Here is a 26479-nt window from a genome sequence, read left to right as displayed (position 1 = left end):
CACTAGTATGCTAGTATTCGGGTTCAACCTTTTTAATACTATCCTATTTTATTTTCTGGTTTCAACTAGTACCGCTTTATTCATGGGCGAATAAATCCCGTAGCACATCCTCCCTCCGCTCCAAAAAACGACGTGTAATAAAATAATGTGAAGTCTCTTCGTATGAGATCGGGGCAATCGGCGCCGTGTCAAAAGTAAAAATCTTTGCGCCAGGATAAGCTAATAGTATGGGTGAATGTGTGGCAATAATAAATTGTGCCATGCCCTCTTGCTCCATCTCGTATAACAGCCGTAAAAAAGAAAGCTGACGGGACGGTGACAATGCGGCTTCCGGTTCATCAAGCAAATAGATTCCCTTCTGCTTAAAGCGTTCGGTGAACAAAGAGAAAAACGACTCACCATGTGACTGCTCGTGCAGCGATTTTCCGCCGTAATCTCCGTACACATCATATCCAGGCGCCTCTTTTGCCAGACGATCAATATAGGTTGCAAATGAATAGAAACTTTCCGCACGCAGGAAAAAACCTGCAGTCATTTTCGGCATCCAGGACAAACGAATATATTGTCCGAGCGCTGATTCTGCCGCCTCCAGTTCATAAGAATTATGCCTTGAGCCGCCGCCTGTATTAAATCCGCACCGATCTGCTATTGCCTCAAGCAGCGTGGATTTTCCAGACCCATTTTCACCGACAAAAAAAGTAATCCGTGTGTCCAGTTCAATCTCATCTAATGCATTTATTGTAGGAATAGACAAAGGATATTGCTTCCACTGATGCGAAGAAATTGTCTCTCGCAATAACTTTACGCTTCGCAAATACATACCGTCCCTCCCCCTTATCCAGTTGATTACAAAAAAGCACCCGGCTGTGGGTGCTTTTTCGCTGCTTATTTTACAATTTTCTTTTCCGATAAAATATCAAGGAATGCCTGCGTGAATTTGAGTCCCTTCTGAACAGCAGGGTCCTTCAGCATTTTCATCAGGCCAAAGATCGAGATGGTTTCCCGATTCTGCTCCGCCCGTGCCTGCGCTTCCTTCACGATGGATACGCCTTCTTCCACACGATCTGTTACCGGCGAAGTGACAACCTTTGCTGTATCGAACAGATAGGCCAGCGAGTTCTTATCCGTTACAAGCGGCTCTACCGTGGTTGCAACTTTATCAAGCAATGTCACCATCTTGGCCAGACGCGGCAGGCTTTCAATTAGCACAGTCAAAGCTTCCAAGTTTTCTTTGTTAAGTGCCACTTTAGAGAACTTATCTACGCCTTCTGCGATATAGTTTAGCGAATCCATATCGGTCGCAAATGTAGAAACGGCCGCAATGCCTTGCTCCGCCTTTTCTACTGCATCTTTAATTTGCGGCAATTTGTGGATCAGCGTAGCCAGCGCTTCCTGTACTTCCGGATTGGATAGTTCATTCGCCCACAGGGCCGTGTCTTGCTTGGCAGGTTGGTTGTTCATTTCTGCATCCATTTGTCTACTTCCTTTCATTAAGAAACATTTTGCATAAACCTTCTCGCTGTCTGCTTCCAAAATAAGTATAGCTCGTGATGACTTTCACAATGATACGTTCACAATATCATCTAAGAGAATATGCTGTACTTGATCCGTACAATCTCCTGTACTATTGTAGCGCCATTTGCAAGACAACGGTAGATCGTTTTCAGCCTCTTCCCTAATAAATATATTAGAATTATGCCTACATTGCAAACAACGCTTTGACTTTTTTTGATTTTTGCTAATAAAATGCACAAAAGATGGGCATCATCATGCTTGGAGTTGCTCTGTTTAGTTTGCTGCCATTTTGCACAACCATACGCTCAAATGTAAGAGGTTTATTCCCGTATTCTGGACACACTACATGTATCCTTAGCATACAAAGGGGGCGAACGCCGATGTTCTTTAAACATCATACATGGATGGCGTACTGTATTGTTGGCGCTTTCTGCTTGCTTGTCGTTTTTCCGCTTACTATAGAACTCCAAGAGCCGTCTCAGCTCTCTGCGTTATACAACCGCACACACTCAAGCCTTCCCATGCAGCAAGCATCTCAGCAGTGGCTCGTCGAAATCAAAAAGCCTGCCGGCAAGAAACGCCCCGATACATTGAAATCCCCTGACGCACCGTATGATATATATAACCTTCTCATTAAGAATACAGGCCAAACAGCGGCCCGTGTTCATATCAAAGCGTATCGGGTCCACGACGGTACACCGCTATCTCTGCCTATGCAACCACAATCGAGCCTGCATGCAAATGAAGAAATACAGGCCCGCCTTATGCTTCCTGTCTTCGAAAAAATACGGGACGTGCAAATTATTGTCTCATGGGAGGATGAGCACATACCCCATCCTTCCTCAAAATCGGTGCACACAGAACGATTTCGCTTTCCTCATATGTAGGCGTCTATATACGTTATGGTCCGGGTTCCAACACAAGATGATCAAATGAAGTGATATGCATATTCTTTCCTTCCTTTCCATTTTGACAATTTCCCACACTTTTTCGATATTGCTTCCGTATTGTCTGTCTATCCTACTCTATGTACAAGACAATCGTACAAGAAACAACACTACGTAACAATGAGGAGGAGTCACAGTATGAAGAAAAAATGGTATGCCGCAATGCTAGGAACGGGGTTCGCACTCGCTTCCATGGGATCAGTATTTGCTGCCGAAACAGCACCAGCCACGCCAACGCTAGAACCTGCTGCATACGTTGCACATGGTCACGGCTTTGGCAAGGGAGGTAAAATGCCGAAAGCGAAGCTTGAAGAGTTAGCAAAGCAAAAAGGGATTACCGTTGATGAGCTGAAGGAGGAAATGCACAAAGAGCGCGAAGCGAAGCTCGAAGAATTGGCGAAGCAAAAAGGCATCACTGTTGATGAATTGAAAAAGAAAATGCAGCAGGAACGCGAAGCTAGACTTGCTGAACGCGCAAAAGAAAAAGGGATCACTGTCGATGAATTGAAAAAGAAAATGCAGGAAAAGCGTGATGCAAAGCTTGCCGAGATAGCAAAAGAAAAGGGCATGACTGTCGATGAATTGAAGAAGCAGCTGCCGGATATCGAATAGCTGCCGCATCCTTCAACGCTCCGCTCCAAGGGACATGTTGCTTCCGCATGTCCCTTTCTTTATGCTTATAGAAGAACGGAAAACAATCTATCGGGGGAAGAAGCGTATGTCCTACCATGTATATCTGGTCGAAGATGAAGCGAATCTCAATCGTCTTCTGACCTCCTATCTGCAAAATGAAGGCTGGCATGTCACGTCATTTCTTAATGGTGAGGACGCAAAAGCGGCCATTCCTCAGCAGCCGCATATTTGGATTCTTGATATTATGCTGCCGGATATGGACGGCTTTGAGCTATTGCGCCACATTAAACACGATAACCCTGCCCTTCCTGTCATTTTTATTTCCGCACGTGATGCCGATCTGGATCGAATTCTTGGTCTGGAGATGGGCAGCGATGACTATCTTGCTAAGCCCTTCCTGCCGCGCGAACTCGTTGTCCGCGCCCGTAAGCTGCTTGAGCGTGTATACGGGAAAGCTAAGCGACAAACCGCGCCGGCGCAAAACGTGCTAACCGTCTGCTCCTATACTATATGGGAAAAGGAGCGAAGAGTATGGCAGGGTGAAGAAGCAATTGAACTTACATCAAAGGAGCTTGATTTACTGCTGCTCTTTATCGCACATCCCGGACAAGCACTCTCCCGCGAGCAAATCCTTGCGCATGTATGGGGAGTGGATTATTTCGGTACGGACCGGGCTGTAGACGACTTAGTACGGCGACTGCGCAAGAAAATGACAGACCTGCATATCGAAACGTTATACGGGTATGGCTATAGGATGACGAATATATGAAAAATAAACCGCTTGCCGTTCAGATTTGGCTTGTATTCACCGGAGCTTTGGCACTAATTTTGTGCATTGTTATTCTATTGACGCCTCTGCTTGTACGTCCATTTCTCGTACAAGATACGTATAATCGCATTAACGAAGCGCAGATGCTTCTCGTCAGCAAGCCTGACGACGGGTTCGACTCACCTAAGCGCTTTCGCCAAAAAGAGAACGGGATTGTTAATCACCTGCTGATTGTAAACGGACAATGGTACGCCTCTTCTATGGCCATGACCCAGCTTCCATCAGCGTTTTTGGCCAAGGCTGAAAAACAGGCGCTGCTTCAGACAGAGCCTAGCAAAGAATACAAACAAAAAATCGATAAACGAACGCTTTACTATGTTATCCGCAACGCAGAGGCGGATGGCAGACAATTTTTACTGCTATCCTATACTTGGGATACGTATCATAAGGACTTTATTTCATCTTTTATCCGGCAGTTATTTATGATGGCCGCACTCATTCTGATTGCGAGCTTTCCATTTTCTTATGCGCTTTCTAAGTATTTATCCCGGCCGCTCGTTCATATCGAAAAGCACGTACAGCGCTTAGCAGAACGTGAATGGCACAGGCCGCTTCTACTGGATCGAAAAGATGAAATCGGACGGCTGGCCGCCTCGGTAGAACAAATGCGAAAGCGGCTGATAACACAGGATGAGACACAGCGCGCACTTTTGCAAAACGTATCACACGAATTGAAAACTCCTGTTATGGTCATCCGCAGCTATGCGCAGGCAGTCAAAGACGGAATCTATCCGTCCGGAGACCTGACACAGACGGTAGATGTGATTGAAAAAGAAGCCGAGCGGCTGGAAAGCCAGATCAAACAGCTCCTTTACCTAACAAGATTAGACTATTTGGCAACACAGGAGCGATCTGTACGTCCGGTTCATATCAAAAATATAGTAGAGGAGACAGCACAGCGCCTACGCTGGCGCCGCTCTGATTTGGAATGGGTGATCAATGTTCCCGATCTTTTGATTCCAGGGGATGAGGAGCAGATTCGTACTGCGCTAGAAAACGTACTCGATAACCAGATTCGTTATGCTAAACGAAGCATCCATGTGACAGCGGAGGCACAGGAAGAACCTGCTCACTCCCTTACGCTTCGTCTGGCCAATGATGGGCCGCCAATCCCACAGGCATACATTGATACAATATTTGAACCGTATCGCAAAGGGACAAACGGTCAATTCGGACTTGGTCTTGCCATTGTAAAGCGGATCATGCTGCTCCACCACGGCAGCGTCCATGTCGTCAATGAAAAGACAGGGCCTGCCTTTTACTTGGATTTCCCTTCGCATGACATATAAAAAAAGGAACGGGACGTCAGCATTCACTGCCAATATCCCGTTCCATTTTCTTTCTACTTATCGTTTTTTAGCCGGGTAATGCTCTCCTGCTCACCTTTTTCCTGAAGTAGCACTCGAAACGTAAAATCTGCACGTTGTTCTACCTGCACCACTTGATACGTTTGTCCATTGATCTCTTTCTCATCACCTGAGCGCGGCGGTTCCTCAAATGTATCACTGTTGTATATCACGGTACCGTCACCGGATTTGCCCACTACACCGCTTCTCGAATACGTAAGCATCAGCATCAGATCGCCTCCTCTTCTATGTCTTACCGTTTTATGCTTATCATAAAACCGCTATCAGCGTAATGACAAAGAAAGCGACCGCATTCCCGATCTCATATACCCCTACCTTGAGGATCGATAGCTTCCTGCCATAGAAGACAATGGCCCGAAACAAGCTCGGCACAAAGGCAAGCCCGATCCACCATTCACCAAGCAGCACCCACAGCAGAACAAGTATACTATGATAACTCCACGATACATTGCGGTACAGCAGGCTTGTCTTCTCCCTGATCATTGTCTTCACATAGAACGTACTGCCAAGGAAAAAAAGAAAGCTTACAAGCACTATGAACCCGGCAAGGGCGTCTACCCGATGCACTCCATAAAAATAACTGGCCGCGCCCGCTAGCGAGAATACAAGAATGGCGCTTATATCATTAGCAAGAGCGCGGTCTTTGTTTTGTACCGAATAATACATGCTTATTGCAAACAGAGGTATCAAGGAGACGCCAAACCATATAAGGCGCGGCTCCTCTAGAACCGGAGTTGCCAGACATAAGGCAGCCAGTCCAAAGTAAATGGCTGTCCAGCCAGCATACTTTTTCCGCTGCTTTCCCTTTGCCAGCATTAATCCGGCATAGGAGGCCAGATATAGAAAAAACCAGCCAATAAAAAGAGGCACATGCCCGAAGCGGAAGTCAGACGCAGCCACGCCAAGCCAGAATGGGACAAGCAGCATCGCCCATGCACCATGCTGTTTAGGAAGTAACGGTTTTATCATTTACTTTTTTCTTCCTCTCTTTTTTTAGGCATTCGCCGCATAGCCCGGCGGTATGAATGTGCAGAACGGCTCACTTGCTAGATAATCGCCGGTGACTGCATAGGCTCGCGCACGGGAACCGCCGCAGACACGCCGGTAAGGACACATACCACACTTACCGCCGTACCCATCCGGATTGCGCAATGCCTGAAGTACTGGAGAATTACGATATAGATCGACGAGGGAGGCTTCGCGTATATTGCCTACCTTTAAAGGAAGAAAGCCGCTTGGCTGCACATCACCCAAATGAGAGATGAAAATGAATCCATTACCATCGTTGACACCGGCAAATGCGCGGCCAATTCCATCCTGCGCCTGTGATATGCCTGGCACACCGATCATACGGCTGCGCGAAGCATCTGCCCCTTCCTCTTTTCGCTGCTGCAGGATGACCCGTCGATAGTGCTGGGCTGCTGTCGTTTTAATATCAAACGGAGCCGTCTTCGACATTTCATATAACCAGTGAAATACCCGTTCATGCTCTTCTGGGGAGATCATATCATCCATTCGTCCACGTCCTGTTGGCACAAGGAAGAATACGCTCCACAATACCGCTTTTAACTCATGGACAAGCTCTGCCAACTGCTCTATATCATGCAGGTTATAGCGGCTTACCGTCGTATTAATCTGTACCGGAAGCCCCAATTCGTGCAAATAACTGATGGCCCGCCGGGTCACCTCGTAGGAACCGGCGAAGCCGCGGAACGCATCATGGATGGCGGCTGTCGATCCATCTATCGAAAAAGCCCAACGAGACAACCCCGCTTCTCGTGCACGACGCATATTCTCTTTTGTTACATGCGGTGTAGCGCTCGGTGTCATCGAGACTCTCAGCCCAATGCTGACACCGTAGCGAATTAGCTCAAATATATCCGTGCGCATGAGCGGATCGCCTCCAGTGAATACGACGACCGGATTTCCGAACGATTTGATTTCATCAAGCAACCGAAACCCTTCTTCCGTCGACAATTGACGCGGGTCAGGCAGCGGCTGTGCCTCAGCCCGGCAGTGCAGACATTTTAGCTCGCATGCACGGGTCACCTCCCAGATTACGATAAACGGCGCTTGATCAAACATCCCTGTCTTCATCTTTATATCCTCCCGATTCTATAATCACGGCTCTATCGTACCGTAACATAGGTTGCAAAGCTGTAGCATTCATCACACCTATCGAAAATAATAAAAAACCGAACAATAAAACATTGACTTCTTGTATTGTCTGCTTTAATATACAAGATGTTTCAGTAATATGATATTTTACATTTGAAACGTTCGTATATCCTCAATAATATGGGTTGAGGGTCTCTACAAGGAACCGTGAATTCCTGACTACGAATGGGTAGTTTCGTGCTGCCTATTTTCGGTTGGGAATTTTTTGATCTACAATTATCATCGGAGGGTATTATGGAAAAATTATTTAGACTCAAAGAAAACGGTACCAATGCCAGAACAGAATGGATGGCCGGGATCACCACCTTTCTTACGATGGTATATATCGTCGTTGTAAACCCTGCCATTTTATCTTCGGCCGGCGTTCCATTTAATCAGGTATTTATGGCAACTGTCATCGCAGCCGTTATCGGTACGCTTTGCATGGCGCTATTCGCCAATTATCCAATCGCTATTGCACCTGGAATGGGGATGAATGCCTACTTTGCAAGCGTTGTTGCGACTCATGGTATTTCATATCAAGCGGTATTTGGCGCGGTATTTTTGGCCGGTCTGCTTTTTCTCTTACTTACCTTTACATCTTTGCGGGAAACGTTGATTCAGTCCATTCCCGCTCCGCTAAAATACGGCATTACATCAGGTATTGGATTGTTTATTGCATTTATTGGCCTGAAAATGTCCGGGATTGTTGTCTCTAATCCGGCAACACTGGTCTCATTCGGAGATCTGCATCAGCCTGTTACCCTGCTGTCGCTTGGCGGTCTGTTCATTACGCTTATACTCATTGCTAGAAATGTTCGCGGTGCGCTATTTATCGGAATGGTCATCACCGCTATCATTGGATATGCTATCGGACTTTTGAAATTTGATGGAATTGTATCCGCTCCACCTGCACCAGTTTTCTTCGATATGGATATCGGCGGGGTATTCTCCCACGGACTGTATACGATTGTTTTTGCTTTTTTACTCGTAACGATCTTTGATACAACCGGAACGATGATTGGGGTAGCTGAGCAGGCGGGGATACTCAAGGATGGAAAGCTTCCACGGGTCAAATCGGCGCTCATGGCTGATGCATTGGCTACAACGGCAGGAGCCGCGCTTGGTACAAGCCCGTCAAGCGCATATATCGAATCGTCTACCGGTGTTGCTGCTGGCGGACGAACCGGCTTGACTTCGCTGGTTGTCGCTCTTCTTTTTCTGGCATCCCTTTTCTTCTCACCGGTTATTTCGGCCATCTCCGCTCTTCCGGCGATTACAGCTCCTGTCTTGATCATCGTTGGATGTTTCATGATGGAAGGGCTGGCCCGAATTGATTGGAAGACATTCGATGAAGCCTTTCCGGCATTTGCCATTATTCTCAGCATGCCGCTTACGTCAAGTATCGCTACGGGAATTGCCATCGGCTTTATCACCTATCCGCTTATGAAGCTGGTCAGCGGTAAGGGAAAGGAAGTACATCCGCTCCTGTATATATTTGGTGTCATTTTCATTCTGCAAATGATTTATTTTCCAGCACACTAACAAGCACTCAAATAAGAGCCTTCCTCCCTTTAGGGGAAGAAGGCTCTCGTCATAATAGAGAATGGCTTGTCTATTCAAGCCGCTCTCTCGCTTCTTGTACAATCTGGGCAACAATCGCTTCCGCCGCCTCTCCATCCGTCAGCAGTCGAGTCGCCTGCCCTGCCCACAGCGATAAATAGCGTGAATCGTTCTGTCGGGCAGCGGCTTTACGAATGTCACCTGTTGCTGTATTTTGTGTTGGGAACGGAAGTGGCGCCACACCGGAGCGCTCCACATGGTCAATGAAGGCATTGCGAATGCCGCGTGCCGGGCGCCCTGAAAATGCAGTCGTAATTACCGTATCCTCTTCGGTACTTTGAAGCAGTGCCTTGCGGTACGCCGGATGCGCACCGGATTCTGCTGCCGTCAAGAAGCGTGTACCCATCTGCACCCCCTGTGCGCCCAGCATCAGCGCGGCAGCCAATCCGCGGCCATCCATAATGCCGCCTGCAGCTACTACAGGAATACGCACATGATCAACCACCTGCGGTACTAATGAGAAGGTGCCGATATTGGCGCCAGACGGATGCACGGACACATCGAACGTTCCCCGGTGGCCTCCGGCATCACTCCCTTGGGCTACAACAATATCGACGCCCTTTTCTTCCGCCCGCTTCGCCTCTTCTACAGTTGTGATCATTGTCATCACCGTACGTTTGGCCGCTTTGGCCTCCCGCATTGCATCCGATGGAAGCACACCAAAGGCAGTGCTGATAACAGGCACTCCTTCTTCAAGCAATACGTCAAACTGCTCAGCAAACCAATTCGGCGTTACGAGTTTCTTCGTTCCAGCTTCTAGATCCAGCACCTCTCGCAGCGGATCAAGCATCTTCTGTACTTCGTGTGCGCGAGTCGTATCATCAGTCATATCCGCAGCAAATAGATTAACGCCGAAAGGACGATCCGTCATCGTGCGAATCGCACGGATTGTCTCACGGATTGCCTCAGGCTCCATATAAGCTGCACCAAGCGTCCCCAGACCGCCAGCACGAGAGACACCTGCCACCAACTCTGCAGTAGTCGGTCCCCCGGCCATGCCTGCTTGAATAATTGGATAAGTAATATGTAATGTTTGACATATGTCTGTTTGAAGACGTTGATTCATCTCTTCTCCCTCCACTTATATAAAGTTCCTACGTACATTTCGATATTTTTTCATTTTTTCCTCTTTTTCTTATAAAGCTTCTATATTTATCAAGAATCTCTTATATAACAGTTGTTTTCATTTTTATATCTGTTATATAATAATAAAAACGATACGGTTAGCTAAGGGGGACACACATATGAGTCGCACAGAAAAATATAACATGGCCTGGGAGCGTTACTTAACTTCCTGCCGGCGCTATGGCATCGAGACGACGATTGATTTCATTGAGTTCGTCAAACGTCTCTCACCCGAACAAGTGGATATGATGGTACAATAATTTATTACCGTTTACAATCTCCCACGTTTCATTTCCTCCCTTAATCGGGAAAGATGGTAACGAGGTGAACATAATGGATAGCAAACAAACAGAGCAGGCACGTCAAATTAAGCAATTGCTTAGCAGGTGGCAGGGCAAAACGCTTCAGATCACAAAAGAAGAGGATGGGGATACAGATATTATTACCCTTCTACTTCATCAGGTTCATGTGGAAGATCGACCGCATACAGGAGATGAATATCTTCCATCCTGTACAGTCAAGCTAGAAGGCAGTGGTACGATACAAAATGAAGACGGAGAACAAATCCCAATCCCGTATGAAAGCTACGATATTCCGCTCGAAGAGCCGATCAACAGTCACCCGGACACCGAAGCGGTACATATTCAAACGGAACGCGCTTCGTATCATATTACCTGCCGCTAGGAACATTCACTCCATGGACAAGTATAAGACAGGCAAAAGGCACCTACTCTAGTATACTAGCAGGTGCCTTTTCCTTTTTGTTTCCGCTCATTGCTTCGGTTCCCAATTCGGAATCATCGTCTCTACCTTTTCTCTGCTATGCTTCTCTTTCGGCTTATCGTAAAATTCACAACAAAAAGCAGCTGGACTATTCATTCAGCCCAGCTGCCTCATTGTTATGACTTTGTTGGTGATATATCGATACATCGTTTTACTTGCAATCTTTTATTTCATTAGCAACCCGGAATTGCTAACGTCTTACGGTAGTGTAACGGTTTCTGACGTGCGTTCCTACCGCCAGCGCAGATGACCCTCCCTCTAACGCTTGTCCCGTGCCCGCATCGAAAGTTTCTGACAAGTATTTCATATTGCTTATCAGTCCTCCTTAGTGGGATGTATTTATATATTACCCCAACAGATGGAAGTAAAACATATTTCTTCATTTTTTATATTTTATTTTGCCGTGTTTACTTCTGCATTGCCGCCACAGCAGCGCTGCGTCCTTCTCCTGTATGGATTCGCACGCCCTGCTGAAGCAGAATTTGCTCAAGCGCCGAGAGGAACAGCAGCACATTGCGCGGCTGGCATGAGTAACCCATTAATCCGATACGCCATACTTTTCCTTTCAACGTACCAAGCCCGCCGCCGATCTCAATGCCGAACTGCTCTAGCAACTGCTTGCGAACCTGCGCGTCTTCCACACCCTCTGGAATGCAGACCGATGTAAGCTGAGGCAGACGAATATCTTCTGCTACATGCAAAGCAAGCCCCATTGCTTCAAGACCGGACTGCAAGGCACGTCCTAGCTTCCAATGACGATCCCACGTATTCTCCACTCCTTCCTCCACTACAATACGCAGCGCTTCTCGCAGCGCATAGTTCATCGTAATGGGTGCGGTATGATGATAGAATCGCTCCTGCCCCCAGTAATTCTGGATCATGGATAGATCAAGGTACCAGCTCTGCACTTTAGATTTGCGCTTCACCATTGCCTCGGCAGCCCGCTTGCTGAATGTAACCGGCGATAATCCCGGCGGCGCACTAATACACTTTTGTGTACCGCTATAGCACGCATCTACTTCGTTGACATCAATCCCTACCTGCACACCGCCAAGCGATGTAACCGCATCCACAATCAACAGGGCATCATGGGCATGCACAAGTTGAGAGATTTCGGTAAGTGGCTGGAGAGCCCCTGTGGATGTCTCAGCATGTACGACAGCTACCGCTTTAATATCGGAATGATTCTTCAACACCGTCTCAATCTGATCCGGTTGAATAGTCTCCCCCCACGGCGCTTCGATACGAATGACCTCAGCTCCGCAGCGCTCTGCCACATCTACCATCCGCTCACCAAACAAACCATTTACTCCAATGACAACCTTATCACCCGGTTCTACTAAATTAACAAAGACCGTCTCCATGCCGGAACTGCCCGTGCCAGACATCGCAAGCGTCAGTTCATTTTTCGTCTCGAATACGGTACGCATTAATTCCATTGTTTCATTCATAATCTGCAGGAAGCTCGGATCTAAATGCCCGATGAGCGGGGTAGCCATTGCTTTTAGGACACGGGGATGCACATCGCTCGGTCCTGGTCCCATCAATACACGGCTTGGTGGATTTAATTCTTTAAACATATCTCTCATCCTTTCTCCATTCGAGTAATGATCCATGCTTCTCCTCTTCCTTATCAGCATAGATTGCGCGTACTATTTAAAAATATCAGATAATTACTCACAAAAAAATACCGAATACACATTTCTGCTAAAAATTGTCTACGAAAGCAACCCCTTCTCGATGTTACGCATCTCCGCACAGCGGCCAGGCTTAGGAAATAGCTTATCTGGATTCAATAAATTGCTTGGATTAAATACATCTCGGATGCGGGTCTGTGCCTCAATCTCTTCTTCCGTGAACACATACCGCATCTCCTCTCGCTTCTCGATCCCTACCCCGTGCTCGCCTGTAATCGTTCCGCCAACATCTGCGCAAGCTTTTAATACGGCGGACCCGACCGAAGAAGCAAGCCTTGTCTCCCCAGGCTTTCCGCCATCAAATAAAATAAGCGGATGCAAATTCCCATCCCCTGCATGAAATACGTTGGCGATACGCAATCCCGATGTCTCACTGATTTGTCGAATGCGATCAAGCACTTCTGGCAGACGGCTGCGCGGAATCACACCATCCTGCACGAGATAATCCGGCGAGATCGTTCCCATCGCAGCAAATGCGGTTTTTCGATTGGCCCACCACCGTCCACGTTCTGCCTCATCAACTGCCACTCTTACCTCCCGTACATCTCTTCGCCTGCATACATCCATAATTTCAGCAATCTGCTCATCAATGCCTGCTGCAATGCCATCCACCTCGATTAACAATAGCGCCTTCAATCCACGGGGATGACCGACCGGATATGTTCCGCACTCCACACCTTCAATCGCCACCGTATCCATCATCTCTAGCGCGGCAGGCACAATGCCTGCTGCAATAATATCAGAGACCGCATAGCTTGCATCTTCTACCTGATTAAAGTAGGCAAGCACCGTTTTCTTCTCTTCCGGATTTTTTAAGATTCGCACAGTAATCTTCGTAACAATGCCAAGCGTACCTTCTGATCCTGTCATCAATCCCATAAGGTCATACCCTGGTGCATCAGGTACGCCACCAAGTTCTATCACCTCTCCATTCGGCAGAACAACCTCCATGCCAAGAATATGATTGGTGGTAACTCCATACTTCAGGCAGTGGGCTCCTCCCGCATTCTCGGCTACATTCCCTCCAATTGTACAGGCATATTGACTTGATGGATCGGGTGCATAATAATAGCCTTTATCAGAAATGGAATGAGTTAGCTTCAGATTCACAAAACCCGGCTGTACAACAGCCAGCCTGTTTTCCATATCCACATGAAGCAGTTTTTTCATCCGAACTAAGCTAATAATCACTTCTCCGTTCAGCGGAATAGCGCCCCCGCTTAACCCTGTGCCAGCCCCGCGTGGTAAAAATGGAATCCCGCGTTCATGCAAATGCCTAACAACAGCCGCCACCTCATCCGTATTTTTTGGAAATACAACGGCCCGCGGCATTCCTCTATGAATCGTATACGCATCACATTCATAAGCCAGCAGGTCTTCTGCGCGATAGAGCACTGCCTCTTCTCCAACAAGATGCTGCAGATCTCGAATCAACGTCTCCTCTATTCTCATACGCTATCCCCCTGTACGACCCATGACGCTTCCGCTCGTTGATACGACCAGTCCAACAGTTGTACCGTATGTACCACCCGCTGCTTGCGGCCATTCTTGGCAACTCCCATTGCAATCTGCAGCATGCATCCCGGATTGCCCATAGAGATCAACTCCGCATCCTCAGGGATATTCTCCATCTTGCGTTCAAGAATACGATCCGCCATCTTAGGGTGCGTGAGATTATATATACCCGCACTGCCGCAGCAGCGGTCCGCAGCAGGCAGCGGTACTAGCTGAACGCCTGGAATACAGGCAAGAAGCGCGCGAGGTTCTGCCCGAATGCCTTGTCCATGCGCAAGGTGGCATGCATCATGATATGTAACCCGCGTATCCACCTTTCCTGTTGGTGCCTCATATCCGTAGTCATACAGGAATTTGGTTACATCTTCCACCCTTTCTGCAAAAATCTCGGCCCGCTTATGATAGAGCGGATCATCTTGCAGAAGCTCGGGATATTCTTTGAGCGCACAACCGCAGCCTGCCGCATTTACGATCACTTTCTTCGCATCGGAAGCCAAGAAGGCATCGATATTCTGCCGCGCAAGCCGCTTCCCTTCTTCACGGTCTCCGGCATGCACGTGCAGCGCACCGCAGCATCGCTGCGCTTGCGGCAGCACTACTTCGTAACCATTGCGTGTAAGCACCCGCATCGTCGCTTCATGGATGTCGCTGAACATCATATCCATTACGCACCCGGTAAACAAGGCCACCTGCATCTTCGCCTCCGCTTCTACCTTCATCCCTTCCGGATACTTGGTGCGTACGGATTCGGTGATTGTCGGCATAATCGCTTCCATACTGCGCAAATGCGGTGGTGCAATATTGATTAAGCCCGTTTTACGTACGAACTTCTGTAGACCGCTGCGCTGATATACGCCAAGGGTACGACCGAGTGCACGAAGACGTGTCGGATGCGGGAATAAACGGCGCAGAAACGTACGGCTAACCGTCTTCTTCCATCCCGTTAGCGGAATCGCTTCACGAATTAGGCCGCGCGCTTCTTCGATTAAGGCCCCGACCTGTACACCGGATGGACAGGCTGTCTCACATGCCCGACAGTCCAGGCAAGTAAAAACCGGATCAGCAAAAGCCTCCGTAATCGGCATCTTCCCCTGTGCTACCGCTTTCATCAGATGTACCCGACCGCGTGGCGATTGCTGCTCATGCCCTAATTCATCGTATGTCGGACACGACTCTAAACACATACCACAGTGTACACAAGCGGAGAATTTATCCGCTCCCCACGCAGCCACAGCAGATGATTCCATTTCTCCCGTATGCGCTTTCATATTTAAATTCCTCCTATAAATCGGCCTGGATTTATCATACGGTCCGGGTCTATCGTACGCTTAATCCCTTCAAGCAGCGGCATATATGCAGGCGCATCCCCCCATACATCCAGACGGCGGCGAAAAGAAAGCGGAGCATGGCGAACAATCGCGTGACCGCCCATCTTATGAGTTAGGCGGCGAATTTCTAGCACACAGGCAAGCATATCCTCTTCTCTTCCTTCAAGATATACCTGTGATAAGCCATGACCCAATCCTCCATGCGCTTCAAGGCGAACATTCATCTGCTGTCCCATGATATGACACGCCTTTATCATCTCAGGAATCACTGTGTTTTTGCTTGCGATTTTCACTGCGATCCGCACCTCAGATCCTACATCTTCCGCTCCGTGCGGGGAGAGACAAGCGAATGCTTCCCACCATGCTTGTGCCGCTTCATCACGCAGGATATCTACATCGCCTGCTTGCGAGAGCCGATCACACACCCACCTTTCCTGATAATGTACAGCACTCGGCACATCTTCAAAGGCAAGCGCCAACATATAGGAAGGCTCTCTTCCTAAACGTTGGGTGAGCGCTGGCGTAAGCAGTTCAAGGGCGACCGGCTCTAGCATCGAATCTAGCAAAAGACGGAGCAACTCCTTCATCTCCTGCCATTTCTCTTCGGAAAAGGAGAGCAAAAGTAAACTCTCTGCTTTCGGAAACGGACGCAGTTTACATGACACTTCGCTGATCACACCTAATGTTCCCATCGAGCCGATAAAAAGCTTATTCATATCGTATCCGGCTACATTCTTAACAACCTTTGCTCCGGTGCGCATCACGGTGCCCTCCGGATAGATGACCCGCATTGCAATCACATGGTCCCGGGCTGAACCGTAGCGCAGCCGCTTCGGTCCGCTGTCTGCTGCTGCCACAATCCCACCCATCGTAGCATACGCTGGCCATGCCGGATCAAGCGGGAGCTTCTGTCCGTATTTAGCTGCATGCTCCTGCAGCACCGCCAGCTTGGTACCGGCTCGCGCGGTAACAACCATATCCCCGGAAGAGTAATCAACAATTCCCGTGTAGTTCGCAAGAGAAAGCATGATATCCGCTGTCTCCTCCACGCCACCCCAGCCGCGCTTTGTCCCACCTCCTATTGGAATGACCGTCATCCCCTGTCGCTTGGCATGCTGAAGAATCTGGATGATCTCATCTTCACTATGAGGAAACACCGTATAACGGCCGCTATTCCCAAGCGGATGAGCAGTGTGTGGTGTTTCGATCAAACACTCTTCAAGGATGAGTCCTTTATCTACCATTTCGCTCCCCCTTTTTTGGATCATCTAAGAGGCATACAACAACAAAAGGCTGTCGGTGGGATGCCAACGGCCTTTCTGTATGTGCATGCTGCCATGCAAATTATTTATGTGTCTCCGCCTGCTTCTTCCGCTCTTCTTCTCTGTCTTTATGTGTACTCTCTACCCTCTGAATGTACGACTCGACGACCTTGCCTTCTTTCTTGATGACAATGTGTCTGTACGTTTCACTCACGGTAAACGTCTCCCTTCATACAAAACAGAAAATTTTATATTATCAAATAATTATTTTTATTATAGCAAAGGAAAGGAAAAAAGTAAACGTTATGTCATTTTACTCCATAATATACGTGCATATTTTGGGTATGATACCTATGTATGCCTGATAGAAAAAGGAGGGGCTTATGCATCGTGAATGGTTGATTGAACAATGTATGAAAAGAATAGAGCCATACGCCTGCGAGGGTTTCGTATGGGGAATGGGACCAGACGATCCACTTTTTATGCTGATAGGCGAAGCACCAGGGGCAACCGAGATCGAGAATGGCAAGCCTTTTACAGGCCGTGCCGGTGCTGTGCTTGATGAATTCCTTGCTTATCTTGACGTGCGTCGGGATGAGATCTTCATTACAAGCGCCGTTCGCAGCCGCCCGTATAAGTTCGAAGTAAAAACAGCGAAGGATGGAAGCATTATTCGCCGCAAGGCTAACCGCACACCCAATCAAAAGGAGATTCTCGCCCATGCTCCGCTGCTCGATTATCAAATCAAGACCATTCAACCGAAATTGATTGTAACGATGGGAAACATTGCTCTGCAGCGGCTACTTGGAAAACACGATAAGATCTCCGCTGTTCATGGCACACTGCTCCATTCACCGATTCTTATGCTTGACGATATGGAGACAACGACATATTCGTATACCAATCGCTCCTATGATGTGTTTCCAACCTATCATCCTGCCTCTATCTTCTACAATCACAAGCTTCGGTCTGAGATTTATGAAGACCTTGCCACACTTCGTACGATTCTACACAAGTAAGCCTTCCGGTTCATCGGAAGGCTCTTGCACTTCTATCACCGTCCTTCATTCAGCGTTCGCGCTCTTGTAATACGCTGCATATCACGGTACATGGATTGATCTTTTAACCGGGCAAATAAAGATTGATCAACTACTGTATTCTCTTCGATTATCCATATTTTCTGATGTATATCGACCGCTAGATCAAGCCCGACCTGCCAATACGTATGAAGCTCATCGTATCTTTCGCATACTTTATGTCCTAACTCTTTCATCTCGTCTTCTAACGCGACAAGCGCATGATCACGTATCCCAAGCGATTTCTTAAGCGTCTGCCGTACTTCAGCGACATTACCCCTGCCGCGGGCAATATTCGTAATCGCACTGTCAGGTCCCGCCACTCTTGCTAGTGCACCGACGTATTTCCAACAGCCATTCACCCGCATCATCGTTAGACGAATATCGAAGGGCCTGCCTCTTAATGTAGGCAGGCGTATGCCCTGCTGAATGATATAACGCGCACCTGGATGGATTCCCTGCGTAAGTCTTCGGTATAGCGTCTCTATCGTTTTACAGCGCGTTATACTGCCCCTCTCTCGAACGAAAGCATACTCGCCGTTCTTCCCCCGCCATATCTTCACGACTCCACGCCCGCCGCGCCCCCTATCCGGCTTCACAAATACCAGCGCATACATCGTAAGATACGAACGTAGTGTCTGCATAGAGAAAATCGCGGTTAATGGCAAATAGGGACGGATCATTTCTTCTTCAGCAAAAAAGTTCCACAACTCCCATTTTCCCATCTTTAGCTGTCCTGCGTGTCTCTTTCTCATCTCCTCACCCACTCTACTAAAATAAATACTTCGTTTCTCTCTATCTTATGCCAAGCCGCTAGTAAAAGAGCGGGCAGCTCCCTTCTACTCTATCGTCTTTGTGGTATTGCCTATTTTCTCTGCATTGACTATAATATTTTTGTTTGTACATAAATCTTTCCAGGAAGACCTGCCGTCTGATAGGACGGCATTTTTTCGTGTCTGTTTATACGGACATACCCTATAAGGAGGATCTACTTATGCATGTGCTAAAAGCATATCGCTTTCCGCTCATTCTGCTTGCTTCGATTCTTATCGGAGGTATAATCGGATATGTGCTTGGGAAGGATGCCGTCGTACTAAAGCCGCTCGGTGATATTTTTTTGAATCTGATGTTTACGGTGGTCGTTCCGCTCGTATTCTTTACGATTGCTTCATCCATTGCGGCGATGAATGGGGTGAAGCGTCTTAGCAAAATTATGTCATCGATGCTTATGACATTTCTATTTACAGGCGCTATTGCTGCCGTTGTCATGATTGTTATTGTAAAGGTTATTCCGCCTGCACAAGGTGTTACAATCCCGCTCATCAAGCCGGATCAGGCAATCGAGCACGTCTCACTCGGTGATCAGGTGGTTCAGATGCTGTCTGTTCCCGACTTCGGAGAACTGCTCTCCCGCCAAAATATGCTCGCACTGATTTTCTTTTCCGTTCTCGTTGGCCTCGCAGCTTCCTTTACAGGTGAAAAGGCCAAGCCGTTCGCCGCTTTTCTTGCTTCCGGTGCAGAGGTAATGATGAAGCTTGTCTCGCTTATTATGCTCTATGCACCTATTGGACTTGGCGCTTATTTCGCGTCGTTGATCGGAGAATTCGGTCCCACCCTGCTCGGTGATTATTTCCGTGCCGCAGCCATTTATTATCCGGCAGCCTTTATTTATTTTGCAGCGGCCTTTACGCTATATGCATATATGGCAGGCAAGCGACGCGGTGTCTCTATATTCTGGCGCAATATGCTATCACCGACAGCGACTTCTCTTGCAACCTGCAGTAGCGCTGCCTCTATCCCGGCCAATTTGGAAGCAACCCGGGCGATGGGCGTGCCTGCCGACATACGCGAGACGGTGGTGCCTCTTGGGGCAGCCATTCATAAGGATGGCTCGGTGCTTGGTGGTATTTTGAAGATCGCCTTCCTGTTCGGTGTGTTCGAGATGGACTTCTCCGGGTTCGGCACACTGGCAAGCGCCGTACTGGTAGCGATTCTCTGCGGCACGGTTATGGGAGCAATCCCAAGCGGGGGCATGATCGGCGAGATGCTCATTATCTCCCTGTACGGCTTTCCACCAGAAGCACTGCCCATTATCGCAGCGATCAGTACGATTATTGACCCGCCCGCAACCATGCTGAATGCAACAGGAGATAATGTATGCAGCATGCTCGTTGCACGCATGACAGAGGGACGGCAGTGGATCGCCAAGCAGACAGAGAAGCTTTCCGTATAAAAGCAAACAAAGAAAAAACGGCATTTCCTATGCGAATCATTGCAAGGAATGCCGTTTTTTTGTGCTCTACTATAATGTAAATCGTTTTAGCATGCCTTCAAGTTCCTCGGCCATCCGGGCAAGTGCTTCAGCCGAAGTCGATATTTCTTCCATCGAAGCAAGTTGTTCCTCCGTTGTAGCGGAGACTCCCTGCATGCTGGCTGCAGATGTTTCCGCAATCTCTGAAATTGTATGGATCGAGGCTGTAATGACTTCTGCGCCGGCAGTTATCGTCTGAACGGAAGCGGAGACCTCATATACCTGTTCGGCTGCATGGTCAATCGATTCATGAATGGTCTGGAATGATTGCCCGGCTGCATGTACCGCATCCATCCCTTTTTTCACTTCCTGCACTCCATCCTCCATAGAAGCAACCGCCATTCTTGTTTCCTGCTGCACCGTCTGAATAAGTGCAGTAATGTGACGCGCAGATTGGGAGGATTGGTCAGCTAGCTGACGCACCTCATCTGCAACGACGGCAAATCCCCGGCCCTGCTCTCCTGCCCGAGCCGCTTCAATTGCGGCATTTAACGACAATAGATTCGTCTGACTGGCAATGCCTGTGATAATGTCTACGAAATTCTCAATCTCTCGCGAGCGTCCATCTAGATTTTTAATCGTATCAGACAATCCGCTGATTTTTTCATGGATCAGCTGCATCTGCTGAATCGCCAGTTGGATCGCCTCGTTCCCATGCGAGGCAGTTGTCGATGCCTCCGCTACGGTTGCGGATGTCTGCTGCGCATGCTGTGCGATTTGCTGCATGGATTCTGACATGCGAGTAACTGTAGCCGAGGTATCTTCTACACTTTGCACCTGCTGTTCAGATCCTGCCGCAATTTCCTGTATCGTAGTCGATACATGCCCAACAGCATGACTCGTTTCCTGCGCCCCCTGCATGAGTTCTTCAGAAGATGCGGCAAGAAGCTCAGCCTTTTCTCTTACATCGTGTAATACATGCTGTAGAGATTCTCCCATCTGATTAAAACGCTTACCTAAGTGACCAAGCTCATCAGTAGACGCAAGAGATACACGCTCTGTCAAGTTACCGCTGCTAATAACCTCAGACGCATGATCCAGCAGGCGCAGAGGACGGGTAATGGAACGGATCACAAAATATACCATAATTCCGCCCAGGAACAGCGCGACAGCAATCACAATCATTGTTGTTAGAAAAATCGGACGGGCTTCTGTATCCACCTCTTCCATGCCGATCGTTCCGCCGATTTTCCAGCCCGTTGTTTCATTTGTAATAAAAAAGTTCTTTGTAAGCTGTTCGCCGCTTCCCATATCATACCTTCCGGCCGATGTACTGAATAAGTGCTGTACAATGTCTTTTGGTGCATCAGCACCATGCTTTACGTACGGATGAACAAGCACCTTTTTCTGCCGGTCTACAATGAACGCATAGCCCTGTTTACCAATTTTGACGGAACCTGTAATCTCGCCAAGTTTCCCTAGGCTTAAATCAATCCCGACAACACCGGAGCCATCCTTTGTCTTCTTAAGCAGGCTGACAACAATTTTACCTGTGGTCATGTCTACATACGGATCAGTAATTACAGGCTTATCTCCTCCGCTTCTCCCCTGCTGATACCATGAGCGTTTCCTCGTATCATAATCAGCCGGAAGTTTCTCTGAACCGTCCATAATAAGAAAGCCAGCTTCCGTGCCAACATAGGCAGCCTCTACTTCCGGGTGAAGGCGTTGAAATTGATGGACGATCGCCATTATCTGCGGACTTTGTCGCCCTTGATACATCCCTGCATGTATATTTTCTGCGAGAAGGGAAACGTTTTCCAGATGAGGCTCTACCAACCTTGTGACCAGTTGATTTAGCAGTTCTATGTTCCCCTGTGTCTGTCCAAGCACCTGATCCTGTACTTTTTGCCGGGCGGTATTATATGAAAACATACCGATTGCCAAGCTCGGAATGAGAAGCAGAATCAAAAAAGCAAGGTTCAAACGTTTTTTAATGGATAGATGCAACCATTTCCTCATAATCAAACTCCCTTGTTTATCTTTTTGTCAGACTTTTTACTTAGCAATCTCCATGCCAAGGTATTCACTGGAAAACTGTGTAAACACAATGCAAATTAGCATTGCGTCGATTACAATAAGGAGTCATTATTACTGTATTCATAACCTTTACAATACAAAATGCGCAGAAGCATCTAAAATGCCGCTGCGCATTAACGAAAAAGCGTATATTTCACTACTCCCGTACAGCACGCCAATCAAAGGCGCCTACATGGTTCGTATATTTCTTCAAGCGGGCGAGCACTCGCTTCCCTTCCGCACCGGAAAGCGGCAGCGGCTGATAGTTGTTCCGCTCCTTTACCGAAGAAATGGACGCCGGGATCAGCCGAATCTCTCTTATATCGGCAAGCTTTCCTTCCCGTACATGAAAGGTTTGCTGGAAGATAAACGTATCTTTATCCGAAGGATTGCGATTTCCCCCAAACATAAAGTTACCTAGACTATATACAATATATTTGCCGTTATATTGTTCAATCCCCTGTATGACGTGCGGATGATGCCCCAATACAAGATCAGCTCCCGCCTGAATCGCATGCCTGCCCAACCCTCTCTGTGCCGCATTCGGATGATTGCTTCGCTCCACTCCCCAGTGAAAACTAACAATGACGATGTGCGCACCCTTTTGACGCAGCTTCTCAATATCTGTGGCAATGGTGCGCCGCAGCTTCACCGTATTCTCCCATCCTTCATACCCAAGCATCCCAACGGATACCCCTTTTATTTCCTTCACATACATCGTCGTATAACCAAAATAACCAATGCCATATTGCTTAAGCGTTCGCCGTGTATCCTCATATCCTCTCTGCAGATAATCATGCGTATGATTGTTCGCTAGATTGACTGTATCAATTCCCGATAGAGTAAGGATACGCGCATATTCCGGCGCACCTTTAAAACGGAATTTTTTAGCTGCTTTCGCTTTCGCCGTCGTCAGCGTCGTCTCCAAATTCGCAATCGTAAGGTCATCTTGTGTAAAGATCGTTTTGATATGCTTACCAAAATAGGCATAGCCGTTTTTCTCCACTTCCTGCGGAAAGCTTCCCGCATAAGCAAAGCTCTCATCGGTACCGATTGTGACATCTCCCACAGCACTTACGGTAATATCAGCCGACGATTTTTTTAGCGTTATGGGTGATGCCGCTGCTACATTCGGCTGTACAGCAGTTTGCTTCTTTGGTGCCGCCACCTCTATGTTTTGCGAAAGTACTGGTTTTGATGTCTTCATAATCGAAGCCGAAGCAGCATACAACGCTACCGTGCATATCGTGATGGATATCATAATCAAAAGCGACATCCGCTGTAATTTTTTCACTATGTTCCCCCATACCGATCTATTTTTTCCCTCTATAGATGGTATGGAAGGATGACGAAGAACACAACCTTTTTTTTCCGTGATATTTCGACATGCATGGATTACAGCAGCATATCCTCTTTCAGCCGGGCAATATCAAGAATTTGCTCAATCCGCTGCTGTTTGCGCCAAATCATATCTTCAATAAACCGCTCATAATCTTCATCCGACTGCTTGCTTCGCTCATAGTACAATTGCTTAAGCTGTGTCAAATGTTCCTGAAGACTAAGTTCTGTCGTATAAGAGCCGCCGGATTTAACTTTGCGCAGAATCATCTCTACCAGATTCTCATTTGATGCCTCCAGCGATTTCGTACCCTGCCGAATATAGATAGCCCCATAGCGAAGCTCGCCACGGCTGATAATTGATGTATATGGAACATATTTCGGATCATAGTCAATCAATAGAACTTGAAACCTTTTCCCTGAGAGCACACCCTTTTCCTTATGATCATAAATAAAGTCCTCCGTACGATACGTAAGCCAGTTAGGCAGATAGTTATCTAGCTTATTATCTACATCTGCCTTATCAAGAAAATCATTCGGCGCTAACCCATCAGCCGAAGTGCTTCCATCACTTTTTTGACTGACGCCGACAATGATACAGCCTCCCCCGGAATTCGCGATGGCAAGAATATGCTTGGCCAGCTTTGTCAGATCAATCCATTTCATCTTAAAATCTAAAAAATCGGTTTCTCCCGTATTATGCAAAAGAAGATCCCGGAATGTTTCATGCGTTGGATCATTAAGAAAGTCTTTTAGCTTCTGCGGCTGTATTTCTTCATAGAACATCGGTTACAAATCCCTCTTCCTTGTCGGTTCTCTATTATTTTTCATACCTCTTCATCTATTCTATTTTGTCTCGTCAACTCCTTCACCCAAAGAAAAAACCGCCAGATCAACCGGCGGTTTTAACGAGAATAGGAGATAAGGTTTTCAATCGTTTCATCTGAGAGCATCGCTATGGCATCCTTATCCATCAGCACATATACAGCCGGGTGCTTCTTGAGCACCGTGACCGGCCAGTCGTTTGTAACTGTGTCACCTTCAAACAAGTGGCGCATAGCTTCCGCCTTTTGTCGACCGCTTGCCAGCAAAAGAATCTCACGCGCGCGCAAAATGCTGGCGATCCCCATTGTGATGGCACTGTGCGGTACATTCGCAATGGAGCCGAAATGCTTGGCATTCGCCTCACGCGTTGATGGTGATAGCGCCACTTCATGCGTATAACTGTCAAGTGATGTTCCCGGCTCATTGAACCCAATATGCCCATTCCGGCCGACGCCAAGAATCTGCAGGTCCACACCTCCGCACGTCTCAATACTTACCTCATATCGCTCACATTCAGCTTCAATATTAGGTGCAAGCCCATTTGGCACATGCGTCTGTGCAAGCGGGATGCCAAGGGGAACAAATAGATGCTTATTCATATAGTAGCGGTAACTGTGTGGCGAACCCGGCGCTTCACCGACGTATTCATCCAAATTAAAAGTTGTAAGCATCCCTGTATTGATTGGGTGCTCTTGATGCAGGCGCAGAAGTTCACGGTACAGCCCAAGCGGCGTATCACCCGTAGCAAGACCAAGCGTGATACGGCTTCTCTTCTGAATCCGTTCATATACATGCCGCGCAGCCGCTTGACTGAGCGTCGTATAATCTTCTTCTATTCTACCTATCATCTTCTATCACCTCATTCACCTCATTGCATATATGCAAAGGAGATTATGGCTTGAGGATTACTTTAATACAATCCTCCTCTTTTTGGTCAAACACGCGATAGCCGTGCTCCGCTTCCGCAAGCGGCAGCGTATGCGTAATAATGTGTGAAGGATCAAATTCTTCCTTTTTTATTTTCTCATACAACTCCGGCATATAGTGGATAACAGGCGCTTGTCCCATCTTCACTGATATATTGCGAGAGAAAAAGTCTCCAAGCGGGAACATGTTCATTATTGAACCGTAGACACCGATAAGCTGCACCGTACCAAACTTGCGCACCGCTTGGCTGGCAACCGTAATCGGACCTAAACTACCGCCTTGCAGTTTGAGTGCCGAGCTTACTTTTTCTACTGTGGACATCTTGCCATCCATGCCGACACAGTCAATCACCACATCGGCTCCACCCTTTGTCATCTCTTTAAGATACATGCCGACCGCTTTTTCATTCGTCGTATCAAAGATAACGGGCTCAATATCATTGACACGCTTGGCATGAACCAGACGGTATTCTACCGGATCTACAGCAATCACCCGCTCTGCCCCTTCCATCCAAGCGAATTTTTGCGTGAGCAGTCCCACAGGTCCGGAACCGAGCACAATGACCGTGTCCCCCGGTTTTACACCTGCATTCTTAACTCCCCAGTATGCGGTAGGGATGACATCAGATAGAAACAAAAGCTTCTCGTCTTCAAGCTCACAGTCTTCCGGGATGACAAACGGCATGAAGTTACCATACGGCACACGCAGCATCTCTGCTTGACCGCCGGGATAGCCGCCAAATGTCTCCGAATAACCAAAATACGCACCTGTGTCTCCATTATTATTCTCATTCGAATTATCGCACTGGCTTTCCATATGATTTTGGCAGAAGAAGCATTGACCACAAGAGATATTAAACGGAATAACGACCCGATCGCCTTTTTTAACACGGGTTACATCCGGACCGACCTCTTCTACGATCCCCATCGGTTCATGTCCAATAACCGAACCTTCCGGCAGTCCCGGAATACGTCCGTGGTAGAGGTGAAGATCCGAGCCGCAAATGGCTGTCGTTGTAATACGTACAAGAATATCGTCTGTATTCTTCAAATACGCATCCGGCACGTCCCGTACTTTCATATCCTGCACACCATTGTATGTTACTGCTTTCATCATATCCTCTCCTTTTCCAAAATTGGAAGCACACGCTTTTATCTTCCCGTTTCCCCTCCTCCTCTAAACCCCATTCTTGCAAAGTAAGA

26 protein-coding genes and 1 riboswitch are annotated in these 26479 nt (G+C 47.7%); of the genes, 9 read left to right on the top strand and 17 right to left on the bottom strand.

Annotated elements, in window-relative coordinates:
• Nucleotides 1–76: 76 nt before the first annotated feature.
• Together AB3351_RS03015 and AB3351_RS03010 are read right to left on the bottom strand one after the other, a co-directional pair.
• Nucleotides 77–820 (bottom strand): AAA family ATPase, encoded by a 744-nt coding sequence (locus AB3351_RS03015; RefSeq protein ID WP_371145633.1) that lies wholly within the window; start codon nucleotides 818–820, stop codon nucleotides 77–79.
• A 65-nt stretch (nucleotides 821–885) separates the two neighbouring features.
• The gene (locus AB3351_RS03010; RefSeq protein ID WP_371145632.1) at nucleotides 886–1473 is read right to left on the bottom strand and encodes a DUF1641 domain-containing protein; all 588 of its coding nucleotides are present in this window, start codon (nucleotides 1471–1473) and stop codon (nucleotides 886–888) included.
• A gap of 422 nt (nucleotides 1474–1895) precedes the next feature.
• Between AB3351_RS03010 and AB3351_RS03005 the strand changes: the two genes are divergently transcribed.
• The 4 genes from AB3351_RS03005 (at nucleotide 1896) to AB3351_RS02990 (ending at nucleotide 5213) form a co-directional block, all read left to right on the top strand.
• The gene (locus tag AB3351_RS03005) at nucleotides 1896–2402 is read left to right on the top strand and encodes a hypothetical protein (RefSeq protein WP_371145631.1); all 507 of its coding nucleotides are present in this window, start codon (nucleotides 1896–1898) and stop codon (nucleotides 2400–2402) included.
• A gap of 198 nt (nucleotides 2403–2600) precedes the next feature.
• On the top strand, nucleotides 2601–3074 hold the full coding sequence (locus AB3351_RS03000; protein WP_371145630.1) for a hypothetical protein: 474 nt from the start codon (nucleotides 2601–2603) through the stop codon (nucleotides 3072–3074).
• A 106-nt stretch (nucleotides 3075–3180) separates the two neighbouring features.
• The gene (locus AB3351_RS02995; RefSeq protein WP_371145629.1) at nucleotides 3181–3864 is read left to right on the top strand and encodes a response regulator transcription factor; all 684 of its coding nucleotides are present in this window, start codon (nucleotides 3181–3183) and stop codon (nucleotides 3862–3864) included.
• Complete coding sequence (locus AB3351_RS02990) at nucleotides 3861–5213, top strand: sensor histidine kinase (protein WP_371145628.1); 1353 nt, start codon at nucleotides 3861–3863, stop codon at nucleotides 5211–5213. The genes AB3351_RS02995 and AB3351_RS02990 overlap by 4 nt, the downstream gene beginning before the upstream one ends.
• 53 nt (nucleotides 5214–5266) lie before the next feature.
• Here AB3351_RS02990 and AB3351_RS02985 read toward each other — a convergent pair whose 3' ends face one another.
• From AB3351_RS02985 to AB3351_RS02975, 3 genes are read right to left on the bottom strand one after another with little or no spacing between them, the layout of a single operon-like run.
• Nucleotides 5267–5500 carry a hypothetical protein gene (locus tag AB3351_RS02985; protein ID WP_371145627.1) on the bottom strand — a complete coding sequence of 78 codons (234 nt, stop codon included), beginning with the start codon at nucleotides 5498–5500 and terminating at the stop codon, nucleotides 5267–5269.
• Between the two features lie 40 nt (nucleotides 5501–5540).
• Nucleotides 5541–6260 carry a YwiC-like family protein gene (locus AB3351_RS02980; protein ID WP_371145626.1) on the bottom strand — a complete coding sequence of 240 codons (720 nt, stop codon included), beginning with the start codon at nucleotides 6258–6260 and terminating at the stop codon, nucleotides 5541–5543.
• A gap of 24 nt (nucleotides 6261–6284) precedes the next feature.
• A complete protein-coding gene (locus AB3351_RS02975) occupies nucleotides 6285–7388 on the bottom strand; it encodes a TIGR04053 family radical SAM/SPASM domain-containing protein (RefSeq protein ID WP_371145625.1) in 1104 nt (367 codons plus the stop codon).
• Between the two features lie 163 nt (nucleotides 7389–7551).
• Nucleotides 7552–7651: riboswitch (purine riboswitch) on the top strand.
• A 52-nt stretch (nucleotides 7652–7703) separates the two neighbouring features.
• Here AB3351_RS02975 and AB3351_RS02970 point away from each other — a divergent pair.
• Nucleotides 7704–8993, top strand: coding sequence for an NCS2 family permease (locus tag AB3351_RS02970; protein WP_371145624.1), 1290 nt, complete (start codon nucleotides 7704–7706; stop codon nucleotides 8991–8993).
• 70 nt (nucleotides 8994–9063) lie between these two features.
• Here the strand turns inward: AB3351_RS02970 and AB3351_RS02965 are convergent, their stop codons facing one another.
• Nucleotides 9064–10137: an NAD(P)H-dependent flavin oxidoreductase gene (locus tag AB3351_RS02965; RefSeq protein WP_371145623.1), complete on the bottom strand. Its 1074-nt coding sequence runs from the start codon at nucleotides 10135–10137 to the stop codon at nucleotides 9064–9066.
• 178 nt (nucleotides 10138–10315) lie between these two features.
• On the opposite strand from AB3351_RS02965, the gene AB3351_RS02960 reads away from it, so the two are divergent.
• Together AB3351_RS02960 and AB3351_RS02955 are read left to right on the top strand one after the other, a co-directional pair.
• Complete coding sequence (locus tag AB3351_RS02960) at nucleotides 10316–10456, top strand: hypothetical protein (RefSeq protein ID WP_371145622.1); 141 nt, start codon at nucleotides 10316–10318, stop codon at nucleotides 10454–10456.
• Between the two features lie 73 nt (nucleotides 10457–10529).
• Nucleotides 10530–10880 (top strand): hypothetical protein, encoded by a 351-nt coding sequence (locus tag AB3351_RS02955; protein ID WP_371145621.1) that lies wholly within the window; start codon nucleotides 10530–10532, stop codon nucleotides 10878–10880.
• 506 nt (nucleotides 10881–11386) lie between these two features.
• Here the strand turns inward: AB3351_RS02955 and AB3351_RS02950 are convergent.
• From AB3351_RS02950 to AB3351_RS02930, 5 genes are all read right to left on the bottom strand, one after another.
• Complete coding sequence (locus AB3351_RS02950; protein WP_371145620.1) at nucleotides 11387–12559, bottom strand: pyridoxal-phosphate-dependent aminotransferase family protein; 1173 nt, start codon at nucleotides 12557–12559, stop codon at nucleotides 11387–11389.
• Nucleotides 12560–12697: 138 nt separating this feature from the next.
• Nucleotides 12698–14128: an FAD-linked oxidase C-terminal domain-containing protein gene (locus tag AB3351_RS02945; RefSeq protein WP_371145619.1), complete on the bottom strand. Its 1431-nt coding sequence runs from the start codon at nucleotides 14126–14128 to the stop codon at nucleotides 12698–12700.
• A complete protein-coding gene (locus tag AB3351_RS02940; protein ID WP_371145618.1) occupies nucleotides 14125–15459 on the bottom strand; it encodes a (Fe-S)-binding protein in 1335 nt (444 codons plus the stop codon). Before AB3351_RS02940 ends, AB3351_RS02945 begins: the two co-directional genes overlap by 4 nt.
• A gap of 2 nt (nucleotides 15460–15461) precedes the next feature.
• Nucleotides 15462–16763 (bottom strand): FAD-binding oxidoreductase, encoded by a 1302-nt coding sequence (locus AB3351_RS02935; RefSeq protein ID WP_371145617.1) that lies wholly within the window; start codon nucleotides 16761–16763, stop codon nucleotides 15462–15464.
• A gap of 100 nt (nucleotides 16764–16863) precedes the next feature.
• Nucleotides 16864–16995: a hypothetical protein gene (locus AB3351_RS02930; protein ID WP_371145616.1), complete on the bottom strand. Its 132-nt coding sequence runs from the start codon at nucleotides 16993–16995 to the stop codon at nucleotides 16864–16866.
• A gap of 169 nt (nucleotides 16996–17164) precedes the next feature.
• Here AB3351_RS02930 and AB3351_RS02925 point away from each other — a divergent pair, with 169 nt between their 5' ends.
• Nucleotides 17165–17800, top strand: a complete 636-nt coding sequence (locus AB3351_RS02925) for a uracil-DNA glycosylase (RefSeq protein ID WP_371145615.1) — start codon at nucleotides 17165–17167, stop codon at nucleotides 17798–17800.
• 35 nt (nucleotides 17801–17835) lie between these two features.
• Here AB3351_RS02925 and AB3351_RS02920 read toward each other — a convergent pair whose 3' ends face one another.
• Nucleotides 17836–18612, bottom strand: coding sequence for a YheC/YheD family protein (locus AB3351_RS02920; protein WP_371145614.1), 777 nt, complete (start codon nucleotides 18610–18612; stop codon nucleotides 17836–17838).
• 239 nt (nucleotides 18613–18851) lie between these two features.
• Here AB3351_RS02920 and AB3351_RS02915 point away from each other — a divergent pair, with 239 nt between their 5' ends.
• Nucleotides 18852–20090, top strand: a complete 1239-nt coding sequence (locus AB3351_RS02915) for a dicarboxylate/amino acid:cation symporter (RefSeq protein ID WP_371145613.1) — start codon at nucleotides 18852–18854, stop codon at nucleotides 20088–20090.
• A gap of 69 nt (nucleotides 20091–20159) precedes the next feature.
• On the opposite strand, the gene AB3351_RS02910 is transcribed toward AB3351_RS02915, so the two are convergent.
• The 5 genes from AB3351_RS02910 to AB3351_RS02890 all read right to left on the bottom strand — a co-directional run bounded on the left by AB3351_RS02910 (nucleotide 20160) and on the right by AB3351_RS02890 (nucleotide 26390).
• Nucleotides 20160–22130 (bottom strand): methyl-accepting chemotaxis protein, encoded by a 1971-nt coding sequence (locus AB3351_RS02910; protein WP_371145612.1) that lies wholly within the window; start codon nucleotides 22128–22130, stop codon nucleotides 20160–20162.
• Nucleotides 22131–22344: 214 nt separating this feature from the next.
• Nucleotides 22345–23481: a CapA family protein gene (locus AB3351_RS02905; protein ID WP_371145611.1), complete on the bottom strand. Its 1137-nt coding sequence runs from the start codon at nucleotides 23479–23481 to the stop codon at nucleotides 22345–22347.
• A gap of 101 nt (nucleotides 23482–23582) precedes the next feature.
• The gene (locus AB3351_RS02900) at nucleotides 23583–24311 is read right to left on the bottom strand and encodes an AlbA family DNA-binding domain-containing protein (RefSeq protein ID WP_371145610.1); all 729 of its coding nucleotides are present in this window, start codon (nucleotides 24309–24311) and stop codon (nucleotides 23583–23585) included.
• Nucleotides 24312–24430: 119 nt separating this feature from the next.
• Entirely contained in the window at nucleotides 24431–25198 is a 768-nt protein-coding gene (gene nagB, locus AB3351_RS02895) for a glucosamine-6-phosphate deaminase (RefSeq protein ID WP_371145609.1), read from the bottom strand.
• 43 nt (nucleotides 25199–25241) lie between these two features.
• Nucleotides 25242–26390 carry a zinc-dependent alcohol dehydrogenase gene (locus AB3351_RS02890; RefSeq protein WP_371145678.1) on the bottom strand — a complete coding sequence of 383 codons (1149 nt, stop codon included), beginning with the start codon at nucleotides 26388–26390 and terminating at the stop codon, nucleotides 25242–25244.
• Between the last annotated feature and the right edge of the window lie 89 nt (nucleotides 26391–26479).

It is taken from the genome of Aneurinibacillus sp. REN35 (assembly GCF_041379945.2).
GTDB lineage: Bacteria > Bacillota > Bacilli > Aneurinibacillales > Aneurinibacillaceae > Aneurinibacillus.
This window is presented reverse-complemented; position numbering and strand designations above follow the sequence as displayed.